The organism is Desulfocapsa sulfexigens DSM 10523 (genome assembly GCF_000341395.1).
In the GTDB taxonomy this organism is placed as follows: Bacteria; Desulfobacterota; Desulfobulbia; order Desulfobulbales; family Desulfocapsaceae; genus Desulfocapsa; species Desulfocapsa sulfexigens.
Genome location: NC_020304.1, coordinates 1834364 through 1847143, shown reverse-complemented (window position 1 = coordinate 1847143; position 12780 = coordinate 1834364). Strand labels below are relative to the sequence as shown.

Annotated in this window: 11 protein-coding genes; 6 read left to right on the top strand and 5 right to left on the bottom strand. The window is 44.1% G+C overall.

Annotated features, from left to right (window positions below; translation table 11 throughout):
• The first annotated feature begins 14 nt into the window (after window positions 1-14).
• The 3 genes from UWK_RS08180 to UWK_RS08170 are packed head-to-tail and all read left to right on the top strand — an operon-like array spanning window position 15 to window position 3950.
• Window positions 15-2591: a protein translocase subunit SecDF gene (locus UWK_RS08180; RefSeq protein WP_015403895.1), complete on the top strand. Its 2577-nt coding sequence runs from the start codon at window positions 15-17 to the stop codon at window positions 2589-2591.
• Between the two features lie 4 nt (window positions 2592-2595).
• Window positions 2596-3327, top strand: a complete 732-nt coding sequence (locus tag UWK_RS08175) for a YkgJ family cysteine cluster protein (protein WP_015403894.1) — start codon at window positions 2596-2598, stop codon at window positions 3325-3327.
• Window positions 3324-3950 carry an HAD family hydrolase gene (locus UWK_RS08170; protein ID WP_015403893.1) on the top strand — a complete coding sequence of 209 codons (627 nt, stop codon included), beginning with the start codon at window positions 3324-3326 and terminating at the stop codon, window positions 3948-3950. Before UWK_RS08175 ends, UWK_RS08170 begins: the two co-directional genes overlap by 4 nt.
• A 1-nt stretch (window position 3951) precedes the next feature.
• On the opposite strand, the gene UWK_RS08165 is transcribed toward UWK_RS08170, so the two are convergent.
• Window positions 3952-5013: a DUF4388 domain-containing protein gene (locus UWK_RS08165; RefSeq protein WP_015403892.1), complete on the bottom strand. Its 1062-nt coding sequence runs from the start codon at window positions 5011-5013 to the stop codon at window positions 3952-3954.
• Between the two features lie 196 nt (window positions 5014-5209).
• Here UWK_RS08165 and UWK_RS08160 point away from each other — a divergent pair, with 196 nt between their 5' ends.
• Window positions 5210-7660, top strand: a complete 2451-nt coding sequence (locus UWK_RS08160) for a ubiquitin--protein ligase (RefSeq protein WP_015403891.1) — start codon at window positions 5210-5212, stop codon at window positions 7658-7660.
• Window positions 7661-7690: 30 nt separating this feature from the next.
• Here UWK_RS08160 and UWK_RS08155 read toward each other — a convergent pair whose 3' ends face one another.
• From UWK_RS08155 to UWK_RS08145, 3 genes are read right to left on the bottom strand one after another with little or no spacing between them, the layout of a single operon-like run.
• Entirely contained in the window at window positions 7691-7933 is a 243-nt protein-coding gene (locus UWK_RS08155) for a hypothetical protein (protein ID WP_015403890.1), read from the bottom strand.
• Between the two features lie 13 nt (window positions 7934-7946).
• A complete protein-coding gene (locus UWK_RS08150; RefSeq protein ID WP_015403889.1) occupies window positions 7947-8144 on the bottom strand; it encodes a CooT family nickel-binding protein in 198 nt (65 codons plus the stop codon).
• An 11-nt stretch (window positions 8145-8155) separates the two neighbouring features.
• Window positions 8156-9127: a KpsF/GutQ family sugar-phosphate isomerase gene (locus UWK_RS08145; RefSeq protein WP_015403888.1), complete on the bottom strand. Its 972-nt coding sequence runs from the start codon at window positions 9125-9127 to the stop codon at window positions 8156-8158.
• A 266-nt stretch (window positions 9128-9393) separates the two neighbouring features.
• Here UWK_RS08145 and metK point away from each other — a divergent pair, with 266 nt between their 5' ends.
• Window positions 9394-10557 (top strand): methionine adenosyltransferase, encoded by a 1164-nt coding sequence (gene metK / locus UWK_RS08140; protein ID WP_015403887.1) that lies wholly within the window; start codon window positions 9394-9396, stop codon window positions 10555-10557.
• A 47-nt stretch (window positions 10558-10604) separates the two neighbouring features.
• Window positions 10605-11891 (top strand): adenosylhomocysteinase, encoded by a 1287-nt coding sequence (gene ahcY, locus UWK_RS08135; protein ID WP_015403886.1) that lies wholly within the window; start codon window positions 10605-10607, stop codon window positions 11889-11891.
• Window positions 11892-11993: 102 nt separating this feature from the next.
• Here the strand turns inward: ahcY and UWK_RS08130 are convergent, their stop codons facing one another.
• Entirely contained in the window at window positions 11994-12758 is a 765-nt protein-coding gene (locus tag UWK_RS08130; RefSeq protein WP_015403885.1) for a biotin--[acetyl-CoA-carboxylase] ligase, read from the bottom strand.
• Window positions 12759-12780 lie beyond the last annotated feature (22 nt).

Genomic DNA, 12780 nt, shown 5'->3' with positions numbered 1-12780 from the left:
TTTCAGGATTCTGAATGAACACATCATTAAAGTTAAAAATTTCTGCGCTCATTTTTGTCATTGCCCTTTCCGTTGTGACTATTATTCCTTCCTTTTACAGTTCTACTCCAGACTGGTGGAAAAAATACATGTCCCCAGAGGGATTACGACTCGGCCTGGATCTTCAGGGTGGGATGCATCTTGTTCTCAAAGTCAATCTGGATAAGGCTGAAGAAGATTCGCTCGAACTTGCTGCCAATGAGCTGAAAGACCTCCTGAAAGAGCAGGGCATAAGTGCTGTACGGACAAAATCAGAAACAAATGTTGTTCTTTTCACTCTACCTAACTCCAGTGCTGTTGATACTGTAAACAAAGTGGTTCAAGACAGTTTTCCCGAAATAAATATCAAGGTAGATGCAAAGGAAGGATCATTTCCCAAAATAACAGTAACACTCAAAAGTTCGGAAATTGATTTTATCCGCACCCACGCTGTGGAACAATCCCTTGAAATTATTCGAAACAGAATTGATCAGTTTGGTGTGGCAGAACCGGTCATCATCCGACAGGGGGAGGCAGAACTTGTTGTCCAGCTCCCCGGCGTAAAAGACCCCAAACGCGCCCTGAAACTCCTGGGTGACACCGCCCAGCTTGAATTTAAAAAAGTTGCCGATGCAGCTGGAATCAACATAGGCCTTCTTGCAGAAGAAACACGCACTGCTGGCCTGTGGGACGGTACCTGGTCCAACCACGAGGAACTTGAAAAACTCAATCAGGCCCTGCAAAACAGACTTCCTACAGACACAAAGATTTACATAGAAAAGGAGGTGGACGCAACGACCGGAAAAGAGATCGTTCGCCCCATTCTTCTTGATGAGCAAATCTTAATGACAGGAGAAATGGTCAAGAATGCTCAAGTGCGGATTTCAAACCAGTTCAATGAGCCCTATGTCTCAATCGATTTCACGGCAAAGGGCGGCAGGGTCTTCGCCAAGCTCACAGAAGAAAACGTTGGGAAACGGATGGCCATTGTCCTCGATGATGTCGTGCGTTCTGCTCCTGTTATTCGCGAGAAAATCCTTGGTGGCTCCGCCCAGATCAGTGGCAGCTTTACCCATGAAGAAGCAGCGGATCTTGCCATTGTCCTTCGTGTTGGTGCACTGCCAGCTCCCGTTGACATTATCCAGAACATGACCGTTGGCGCAAGTCTTGGTCAGGACTCCATCAGCAAAGGATTGACATCCGGTGTCTTTGGCACACTGATCGTTTTTGCCTTTATGGTTATTTATTACAGGCTGTCAGGTATCATCGCCAACACAGCTCTTGTCTTGAATATTCTTTTCCTCTTTACAGGTCTTGCCATTCTGAATGCAACGCTCACGCTCCCCGGTATCGCCGGTATCATTCTTTCCATCGGAATGGCGGTTGATGCAAATGTCCTTATATTTGAACGAATGCGTGAAGAGTACAATCTAGGAAAATCTGTCAAGTCCAGTGTGGATGGAGGTTTCGGCAAGGCCTTCTCGACCATTGTCGACTCCCAGGTAACAACACTGATCACTGCCATGGCTCTATTTATGTTTGGAACCGGACCGATCAAGGGATTTGCAATCACCCTGTCACTTGGTATTATTTTTAACCTTTTCACAGCTCTTTTCTGTTCCAGATTACTGTTCGATACCCTTTACTCCTTCCGCTCTTTGAAGAAGCTTCATTTCATGCAGTTTGTGAAAAAATCAAATATTAACTTCATGGGTATACGGAATATCACCTTTGCAATCTCTGGAGTCCTTATAGCCATTGGCCTCTTTTCCTTTATCCAGATCGCAAGGGGCAATGCCAACATGGGTGTTGATTTCTCCGGCGGCTCTTTACTTCAGTACAAAGCAACGACTGATTTCACAATGGATGAAGTACGAACGGTTTTTGAAGCCAATGATCTCAAGAACGCCAACCTTCAGGAGGTTGAAGGAGAGCACCGCCTGATCGTCAAAATTAAGAAATCCGAAGAAGTGGTTGGAGATTTCAGTGAGCAGATCACTGCGATTCTTGAAAACAATATGGCAGAGAAAGGATTTGTCCTCGAAAGTCAATCTGAAATCGGTTCCTCTGTCAGTGCTGTTCTCAGAAACAAGGCCATTCAGGCAATATTTATTTCGCTGCTTGGGGTCATCGCCTACCTGGCTATGCGTTTTGATATCCGCTTTGGGCTTGCGGCCGCCGTTGCAACCTTCCACGATGTAATTGTGGTACTTGGTCTCTGCTGGCTCCTCAATGTTGAAATAACCCTGCTCATCGTAACAGCCCTTCTGACACTTGCCGGATATTCACTTAATGATTCGGTTGTTGTATTTGACCGTATCAGAGAAAATATGCAAAAGTCAGAGGATCACTCCCTCCTGCAGCAGATAAACAGAAGTATTAATGAGGTTATGAGCCGTACCTTTGTGACATCATTAACCACTGCTATGGTGCTTCTTGCTCTCTTTTTCTTCGGTGGATCTGTCATCCACGATTTTGCCCTTGCCCTTCTTCTTGGCGTTATGGTAGGCACCTATTCATCAATATTTATTGCCAGCCCTGTGCTTACTCTGTGGCCGGAAAAGAAAAATTAGAAAAATGGACCAGCCACAATTACCAGAAAATGTCCGCAGGCTTGACTCAGGTGAAACATTCTGCTTCTCCTGCCATCCTGATGTTAACTGTTTCACGGACTGCTGCAGACAACTTGAGCTCGCCCTCACGCCATATGACGTTCTACGTCTGAAACATGAAACAAACCTCCATTCCAGTATTTTTCTGGAACGCTATGTGATTCAGGAACAGGAAACCGAAGATGTCTTTCCACGTTTTTATCTTACCATGGTAGATGATGGACAGGCGTCCTGTGTCTTTGTTTCCGACACTGGTTGCACGGTCTACCCCGGCAGACCCGGAGCCTGCAGAGCCTACCCCATGGGCAGAGCAGCCATGCGCCGTGATGACAACCGTATGGAGGAATTTTTTGTACTCTTAAACGAACCGCACTGCCATGGCTTTCAGGAGAAAGAAGAACAAACACCAAAACGCTACAGCGAGGGCCAGTGCCTGGAGCGCTACAATAGGCTTAACGACAAAGTTGCCACTCTGCTCCAGCATGAAAAGATCAGGCAGGGCCTGCAACTTACCCTGGAACAGACAGAATTCTTTGTTCTTGCACTGTACAACCTGGATTCATTCCGCAAACAGCTGGATGAAGGCAGGTTACCACAACAAAACCAGTATCTTCACAAGAAGGAAGCCTGTAAAGACGATGAACAGCTTCTTCTTTTTGGAATTGAATGGCTGCATGGAGTACTTTTTCAACAATGAAGCTTAAACTCGTGATATTTGATTGTGATGGGGTGATGTTTGACTCTAAATTTGCAAACCAGACCTATTACAACCACCTGCTCGACCATTTTGGTTATCCAGCCATGAACGAAGAAGAACTGGAATTCGTCCATATTCATAATGTACACGAATCAATCCGCCACATTTTCCGTCATTATCCTGACCAGAATATCCAGGATGTTGATACCTTCCGTCAAGAGATAGGTTATGCCCCTTTTTTACAGTACATGAGAATGGAAGATGATCTGATTCAATTTTTAGATACCTGTGCACCGCGTTACCAGTTAGCTGTTTCCACCAACCGGACCAACACCATGGAACCGATTCTTGAGATTTTCAAACTCAAGGACTATTTTGTCAAAGTGATGACTGCGGAAAATGCCAGACGTCCCAAACCTGCCCCAGATGCATTGCTGGAAATTTTGGAACATTGTAACTGTGAAGTAGACGAAGCCATATATATTGGCGACTCTGTAATTGACCGCGAACATTCTGCAGGATGTGGAATGCGCCTGATCGGTTTTAAGAATAAAAAACTTGCCGCGGAATATCACGTAAACAACTTTATGGAAATCCTCAAGCTCCCACCGTTTCAACAGTAGCTCATTTACCTTCTTCAGCAGACTCATCCACTCTTTTTATTCCTTCCATAAGCAACATCATAAAATCGCCAATCTCAGCAGCCTTCATCTCTTCGGGAGAAAGCCCGCTGGTAAATGTATACCTTCCCTCTCGCTCCTTAAGCATGGCAAAAATAGCCTCCTGACTGGTCATATCTCTATATTGGGCATTAATAACACAACCCTCCCGAAAAGAGACCTTCGCCACACCCAAAGGCAGATCAAGAGAAAGAACTCCTGTCTTCTGGTGCATATGAAATACCTGGAACAATTCAGCCGGAGGCATTTCACGAATCCAGCCACTCATGCAGGCGTCAAAGACATTAAAATGACTGGCATTGGATTTCGCCAGGCGCTGAACCAGTATTTTTGCCATAAAGAGTTGTAGTTCCGGGATACGATCCAGAAGTTGACTGAAGGCATCACCGGTAATAGAAAGAACTTCAGATTTCGTAACAGTTTTCACATCAGCACCAGCAACATCGCCCCCGAGATAGCTCATTTCTCCACAAATGTCTCCTCTTCCGAGGTGGGCAATAGCAAGTGCGTTATCACTGACGACAATGTCGCCGGAAAGAATAAGATAGAGATAGATGCCCTGCCTTCCCTTGTTGATAAAGGTAAAATTTGCAGGAAGTTGCTCTTTACGAAAACAGCGAATCACATTAGCAAGCTCAACATCCGGCACAGCACAAATTATTGGAAAATCAGAAATTTCTGTCAGCAGTGCCTCACCTTCAGGGTCAAGCGGTTGCTCCGGGGAAACTGGATCATCCTGCCTGGCAAGTTCGTCTGGAATACGTTGAAATTTAATAAGTCCAGAACAGCCACTACAGCTGTAGACCTTAGTACTTGCCTCTTCTTCTGGAGATCTGTCCAGCAGTTCAAAGAGAAGCTTAGTCATCTCCCGTACAAGAATCAGACAAGTCTCCTTGTTTTCGGGACAAGTAAGAGTTTTCGCTGAAAGTGACAGTAAATCACCTTCATTATATAACGGACAATTATTGTCGGTTACAATTCTAAAATGTATTTTCGGTGGCTTCATTCCTTCCTATTTTACCACAGACACTCCATCTTAATGATAAAAATATGCTTTTTTTCAGCTCTTATAACAAATATTTTTGTTTTACAAGAACTTACTGCTATACTTATGATATCTGTGGGTTTAATATAAAAACATTAATGATTCATAATTCAGCAGGGTTGTTCTGCTTTCTTACTTTACAGGCTTGTCATCCGCTATGAACAAAACCAGTAATCAACTCGATACAGTGTTCCAGGAAGTAAACGAATACTTTGCAGACATCCCAGCTATAACTGTGATGCCTGGAGAAGGCAATCCTCCTGATCAATATACTGTCAGTTTCAGGATAACTGGAATGTGCAGAGAAAACAGCGGTGAGGTCTACAGTTGCGACAATCATGTCATTTCTATTTCCCTACCATTTGGCTTTCCTCATTTTCCTCCTAACTGTATCCCGGAAAGTCCTACATTCCATCCAGATTTTGACTCATCCGCAATTTGTATCGGGGATGTTTGGGAAGCCGACAAGTCTATAATCACCCTTATTATTCATATTGCCCGCATGATTTCCGGGGAAATATACTCTAATAGCAATGCCTTCAATGAAGAAGCCGCCGACTGGTATAGAGACAACAGGGATCAGCTCCCCTTCGACACACCTGATTTAGAAAAAATTACTCCGACTCCCATAGAGGAAGACATTGAGGAAGGCATTGACTGGGACGTTTCAGATGACGACCAGAAAGGTATTGACACTCTTGACGACGATGACTTCGGTACTTCCTTTGCACCCCTCAAAGAATCTACACCACCCGTAAAAATAGATACTGACCGCTTGCGCGTGATTGCCAAGCAGAAACGTTTCCAGGCTCTCTCTCGCGAACTTCAGTCAATCCATGAACCTTTTGAAGGTCGTGAAGGTTTTGAAGAACAGACTCGCACAGCCATGGATCAAGCCATGGCAATCTATCACGAGGCTGACAAGCTTGAGCACCAGGGAAAGCAAAAGGAGGCACTCGAAAAATACACTTCCATAGAGAAACTGGTCTCCGATTATCCAAATCTTCAAGAAGCGAAGGACAGGGTACAACAGGCCTTTGATCTTCTTGGTGACTGGGTAAATAATGTATCAGACGAGCAGGACTCCAACGACACGGCTGAGGACTCAGAAACTTCCGTTCCTGATCAAGACTCTAATGCACCATCATCGGCCAAAAGAACCTTTTTCGAAGATTCTAAAGCAGTTAGCAAAAAGTTATTTTTCTTTGCATTAGCATGCGGTTCCATTGCTCTTATTGTCACCGTGACTCTCAGTTATCTTTCATTGGGATCAAACCTGAAAAAAGCAAGGAAACAGTTCGACGAATGTCAAAACCTTCTAACTGCAAACAATTTTCAGGGAGCTGAAAAAAAATGCAATGAAGCATTACGCCTTACTACTGAGATACAGCTAGTCAAGCAGAACGAAAAAGACGAACTTGCAAAAAAGATAGAGAACCTCCTCGCTTCACCTAAATTTCGTCAAGGACTGGCTGGGAAAATTCTTTTTGATGGCCAATATATCACAGAAACGACTAAAGAGTTTTTGCTCACTTTCCAGGAGACCAAAAAGAATGGTGATTCTTTTTTCACCCAGGAACGTTGGGCTGACGCGGTAAGCAGCTACGCTAAGGCATTAGAAATAGCAAAAAAGACAGAAGCAATAGATGACGCAATGCTTGCCGAGGTCAACCAGAAACACTCCCGCGCCCAATTTAACAGTATGATGCATGCTGGCGAAAAATCTCTAAGCATCTCTGACTGGAATGGCGCTACAACCCATTTTGGCAAAGCTCTGCAGCTGGCAAAAGCAAACCCAAACGTACTGCCGGAAGACATCACCCAACTAGAACTTCTCTCTAATCAGGCAAAATTTAATACCCTCCGAGATCAGGGCCATGAATTTTTCAACGCCGGGGAGTGGGACAAAGCCCTCAGCAGCTATCAGTTAGCCCTCGATCTTGTTCAGAAGCTTAATCTTTCAAAATCAGATACGATATCCAATCTTCACGAAAATATTGCGAAGACAAAGATATATATGACCATCGAAAAGGGAAAGAAGGCTTTTGCAGCCTCAAAATGGGATGAAGTTATTGCCCAGTATGAAAAAGCTATTATTCTCCTTGAAGAGAACTCCAAGTTACTCAGTCGGATAGATACCGAAGAAAGCCGCATCAAACTTTCCAGAATCATGCTTCATGCGGAAATAATAAAAAACAAACAGGATGTGGCAAAACACCTTAAGTCTGATGATTTTGCATTGGCCATTGGTAAACTTGAAGCCATACAAAAAGCCATCACCAGGAGTCAGTTTACAGACCAGGCAGAATTCACAACCATCCTCAAGGAAATTGCAAACCAGATAGAAGAAGCAGAAAAACAAGTACTTCTCATTGAACAAATCAGCTACCTGACAGACAACTACGAGAAATTATTCCTAAAACACTATCCAGCGGCAACCCGGTCTGCTCTCAGTGCTCCTGCTGTTGAATACCTTAGAAACATTGATGACAAAATGTTATTCAGAATGCAATGCACTGAAACTTCAGGAGGGAGACCACTGCGTCTGCAGATGGATTACCTGTATTCACCATCCACTAAAACATGGAGTTTTTACACCGAGGAATAATACACTTAGACCTCCCCCCGGTTACCGCCATTAATGCTTGTGGTGATGATGATGGTGGTCATGATGATCATCCGTTTTCGCTCCACCTGCTGCAGCAAGTGCTCTCTCCAGATGATTTGTCACAACTTCCATAGCTGTAAGAGCTGCATTCAGATGTAAATTCACATCTTTATCTTCAGCTTGAGCAGCCCATTTACGGCACTCTTCAGCGTGCCCCTTATTATGCTCAATCCAGTGAGGCAGCAACACTCGTATTTTTTCTAACTGATCCACAAAGTCCTCCTTATTATTTTGCAGTTTGTTTCAGTAACACTTTTCCACCCAGAAAATCGATGGTCTGTACTTCTACATCAGATACAAATCTCGGCTCTTCAAAAAAAGTACTCACCTCGACGCCACCATCCCTTACCTCTAATCTTGTGACACTTTCCATTACGAGCTCTTCCTTCTCAGGCCCTTTCACCAATACGCTCATCTGACACATGTATTTTCTCCTTAAACCAAAAACCTGAACTCGCCCTTTCCCAGCAAGTCATGAAGATGCAGGATGCCGATCATCTCACCTTGATCTCCAACAATCGGCAGGATAGTTATCTCATGCTGCTGCATAATACTCAAAGCATCAACCGCCTGCATCTTTTCCCTAATGGTGATTGGACTTGCAGTCATGAGTTTGCCGACCCTGACATTTTTAAGATCAACCCCCTCGGCAACAGCACGCCTTACATCTCCATCTGTTATGATACCAAGGACTTTTAGTTTTTCATCTATAATTAAAACAGCACCCAGATTTTCACGATTCAGCACAATAACAGACTCAGCGACGGTTACCCCCGACAATACACTCGGAACAGCCTCTCCTTTCAACATAACTTTACTGACACTCACCTTCAAACGCTCACCAAGACTTCCTCCGGGATGATTCTCACGAAAATCCTCAGCTTTAAAACGATTACGTCTCAATAAAACAACGGCTAAGGCATCTCCCATAGCAAGAGTTGCTGTCGTACTTGCCGTTGGCGCCAGACCAAGGGGACAGGCTTCCATTGGAATCTGAATATCAAGTACAATATCACTTGCCCTGGCAAGAGTAGATTCCCTGCCACCTGTCATTGCAATAATTGAAGTACCTCGTTTTTTCAGACTCACCAGGAGTGCATTAAGCTCTGTAGTTTCACCAGAATAGGATATAGCGATCACAACATCAGATGCGGCAACCATTCCCAGATCACCGTGCATAGCTTCAACCGGATGGAGAAAGAATGAAGGTGTACCGGTGGAGTTAAGGGTGGCAGATATTTTCTGACCGATAATTCCTGATTTTCCTATCCCGGTAATGACAACCCTGCTTGGACATTCAAGAATACGTTCCACGGCCTGATTAAATTCCTCTCCAATACCTTCTCTGACAGCAGCAAGACCCTGCTCTTCAATGGCAAGAACTTCTCTTGCTTCCTCTATAGACATTGTTATCCATTCTCCTGGAAAAATTAATTGGGTTGTTTGTAAAACTTTGCTTTAGCAGAAAACTTTTTCAAAAGTAATCACTGTTACTAAAACAGCAATCGCACTTTCCATAAAATTAAAAACAAACACCGCCTTATGCCTTGACAACATAGGGTATCAGCGTCATAGTGTTCGGTTAATATTTACATCATCTAAATTGAATACTAAATAGTTACAAATCTATTTTTTTTGCAGCTCTACAATAGTAAACCTTAGCGGAGACCTCAATGTCCAATCACATGTTTACCTCTGAATCTGTTTCAGAAGGACACCCAGATAAAGTTGCCGATCAGATATCCGATGCAATTCTTGATGCCATACTTAAGCTAGACCCCGCTGGTCGTGTTGCCTGTGAAACAATGGTCACAACTGGCATGGCCATTATAGCCGGTGAAATTACGACCAGTGCCTGGGTAGATATGCCAGAAGTTGTAAGGCAGACCATCCGCGCAATCGGGTATAACTCTTCAGACATGGGTTTTGACGGCCAGTCATGCGCCGTACTTACTTCCATTGACAAACAGTCTACCGACATTGCAATGGGTGTCAACGAAGGCAGTGGCATGGATCTTGACCAGGGAGCTGGTGATCAGGGACTGATGTTCGGTTACGCCTGTGATGAAACCAGGGTTCTCATGCCCATGCCTATTACCTATGCCCATAGACTTGTTAAATGTCAGGCAGATATCCGCAAAGCTGGAAAACTCTCCTGGCTTCGTCCCGATGCAAAAAGCCAGGTTACCATTGAATATGAAAACAGCAAACCTAAACGAATAGAGGCCATTGTTCTTTCCACTCAACACGATGAATCCGTCAGCCACAAGGATCTTCAGGAAGGAGTAATGGAGTTGATTATCAAACCCACTCTGCCCCCCGACATGGTAGATGAAAACACCAAATACTTTATTAACCCAACGGGACGTTTTGTAATTGGTGGCCCCGTCGGTGATTGTGGCCTTACAGGGAGAAAAATCATTGTTGATACTTATGGTGGTAAAGGCTCCCATGGTGGCGGTGCTTTTTCAGGAAAAGATCCCTCAAAAGTTGACAGATCTTCTGCCTATATGGGACGGTATGTAGCTAAAAATATTGTCGCCGCCGGGATAGCCTCTGAACTCGAAGTTCAGATTGCCTATGCCATAGGTATTTCACAACCTGTATCAATCAACGTCAACAGCTTTGGCACAGGGAAAATTGATGATGATGCTATAATCGCCTTAATTGGCCGTCACTTCGACCTCCGACCTAAAGCAATCGTCCAGCAACTTAAACTTTTGCGTCCCATATACCAGGCAACCGCTGCTTATGGCCACTTTGGCCGTGAACTTGACACTTTCACATGGGAACGCACCGATAAGGCGGAAATCCTGAAAAGTGATGCTGGCATTTAGTTCACACTGGTTTTTATCAAACTTAATTAATAAGGAAACAATAGCTGATGAGTGATTATAAAGTAGCTGATATGTCCCTGGCCAAATGGGGACGTGAAGAAATAAAAATAGCTGAAATTGAAATGCCTGGATTAATGGCTTTGCGATCCGAATACCACGACGCCCAGCCTTTAAAAGGTGCCAGGATTGCTGGATGTCTCCATATGACCATTCAAACAGCCGTACTGATGGAAACACTTATCGACCTTGGGGCTGAGATTCGCTGGTCCTCATGCAATATTTTTTCAACTCAAGATCATGCTGCTGCTGCCATGGCTGACGCAGGTATTCCTACTTTTGCCTGGAAGGGAGAAAGTGAAGAAGAGTTCTGGTGGTGTATTGATCAAACCATTTTCGGCCCCGATGGCTGGCGTCCAAACATGATTCTTGACGATGGCGGCGACCTCACCCTTATCATGCACGATAAGTACAAAGATGATATGAAAAACGTGAAAGGTATTTCTGAGGAAACCACCACCGGAGTTCATCGACTCAATGAAATGGCAAGGGACGGGAAACTTATGTGTCCATCCTTTAATGTCAATGATTCCGTTACAAAATCTAAATTTGACAATTTATACGGTTGCCGCGAATCACTGCTTGATGGAATCAAACGTGCTACCGATGTGATGATAGCAGGTAAAAAAGCAGTTGTCGTAGGATACGGAGATGTTGGTAAGGGCTGCGCCCAGGCCCTTCGTGGGATGGGAGCAACCGTATATGTTACTGAAGTTGACCCAATCTGTGCCCTGCAGGCTGCCATGGAGGGCTATCAGGTTGTCACGATGGACGAGATTTCCTCAGTTGGTGATATATATGTTACCTGTACCGGAAACCTTAATGTGATTACGCGTGCTCATATGGAGCGGATGCCAAATGAGGCCATAGTTTGTAATATCGGTCATTTTGACTCTGAAATTGATATTGCTGGTATTAGAGATCTTCCCTGGGAAAACATCAAGCCGCAGGTTGATCATGTGATTTTCCCCGATGGAAAGAAAATTATTGTTCTTGCTGAAGGCCGATTGGTCAACCTTGGATGTGCCACCGGTCACCCAAGTTTCGTTATGAGTAACTCTTTTACTAACCAGGTACTTGCTCAGATCGAGCTATGGAACCATTCTGAAAAGTATGAAAATAAAGTGTATTTTCTGCCAAAATATCTAGATGAGAAAGTCGCTAGACTCCATCTTGAAAAGATTGGTGTCCACCTCACTACAATGAGCAAAGAACAGGCTGATTATATCGGTGTGCCCGTTGAAGGTCCATACAAACCTGAGTACTACAGATACTAATACCGTAGTAAACAGCCAGTACGCCTAAAGTACCCAACCATGGAGGATACTACTTCTTCCATGGTTGCCTTTCTTTCAGTTTGTTGCCTTACGTTGCTTTCCTTATTCAGCCAATTTGACGTCCCCGGATAGAATTTCATAAATCCTCCCATTCCTGTCTTTTGCCAGCAGTTCTCCATTTTCATTTGGCCCCATACCACATGCTGTAATGATTTTTTTTTCACGCGTTACCCATTGCATCTCCTTTCCAAAAAGGATGTCCCTTCGACGCCATTCTCCCAAAATAATTTCAAACCCTTGTTTCTCGTGAATATTGACGCGAGTAAGCAGTTCATCGTGGATGGAGTTATAAAGATGAGCTAGATTAAAAACCTGGCCGGATAATATATGCAGAGAGGTTGCTTTTTGTTTAATTTCATACGGAAACATATCTGGCGTTGTATTGACATTCAACCCTATGCCAACAACCACAAAAGGATCGTCATTTGTAACGTTTGAAGAAGATTCGACCAGAATTCCTCCACATTTTTGTCCTCCACTGAACAAATCATTGGGCCATTTCAGCCCAAAAGCAACATCTGGGAGCAATACCTCAACGGCTGAGCAAAGCGCCAGGCCTGCTGTCAGTGTAAGTTTAGGGAATTCTGAAAAAGCTAATTGTGGTCGAAGGATTATTGAACAATACAGACCACTCCGCGCTGGAGAGGCCCATGTTTTTCCCAATCGTCCTTTCCCGCCCAGCTGTGTTTCAGCAAGAACGCCGAAACCATGTTCAGCCCCATCCTGAGCCAGCTGATAAGCATCATCATTTGTGGAAAGAGTACTTGAAACACGAAGCAGATTATCCATAAATAAAAAAAGGTACATAACTCAAGAGAGTTATGTACCT

Coding starts and splice junctions, on each gene's coding strand:
- UWK_RS08180 (WP_015403895.1), top strand. CDS start 15: ATGAACACATCATTAAAGTTAAAAATTTCTGCGCTCATTTTTGTCATT.
- UWK_RS08175 (WP_015403894.1), top strand. CDS start 2,596: ATGGACCAGCCACAATTACCAGAAAATGTCCGCAGGCTTGACTCAGGT.
- UWK_RS08170 (WP_015403893.1), top strand. CDS start 3,324: ATGAAGCTTAAACTCGTGATATTTGATTGTGATGGGGTGATGTTTGAC.
- UWK_RS08165 (WP_015403892.1), bottom strand. CDS start 5,013: ATGAAGCCACCGAAAATACATTTTAGAATTGTAACCGACAATAATTGT.
- UWK_RS08160 (WP_015403891.1), top strand. CDS start 5,210: ATGAACAAAACCAGTAATCAACTCGATACAGTGTTCCAGGAAGTAAAC.
- UWK_RS08150 (WP_015403889.1), bottom strand. CDS start 8,144: ATGTGTCAGATGAGCGTATTGGTGAAAGGGCCTGAGAAGGAAGAGCTC.
- UWK_RS08145 (WP_015403888.1), bottom strand. CDS start 9,127: ATGTCTATAGAGGAAGCAAGAGAAGTTCTTGCCATTGAAGAGCAGGGT.
- metK (WP_015403887.1), top strand. CDS start 9,394: ATGTCCAATCACATGTTTACCTCTGAATCTGTTTCAGAAGGACACCCA.
- ahcY (WP_015403886.1), top strand. CDS start 10,605: ATGAGTGATTATAAAGTAGCTGATATGTCCCTGGCCAAATGGGGACGT.
- UWK_RS08130 (WP_015403885.1), bottom strand. CDS start 12,758: ATGTACCTTTTTTTATTTATGGATAATCTGCTTCGTGTTTCAAGTACT.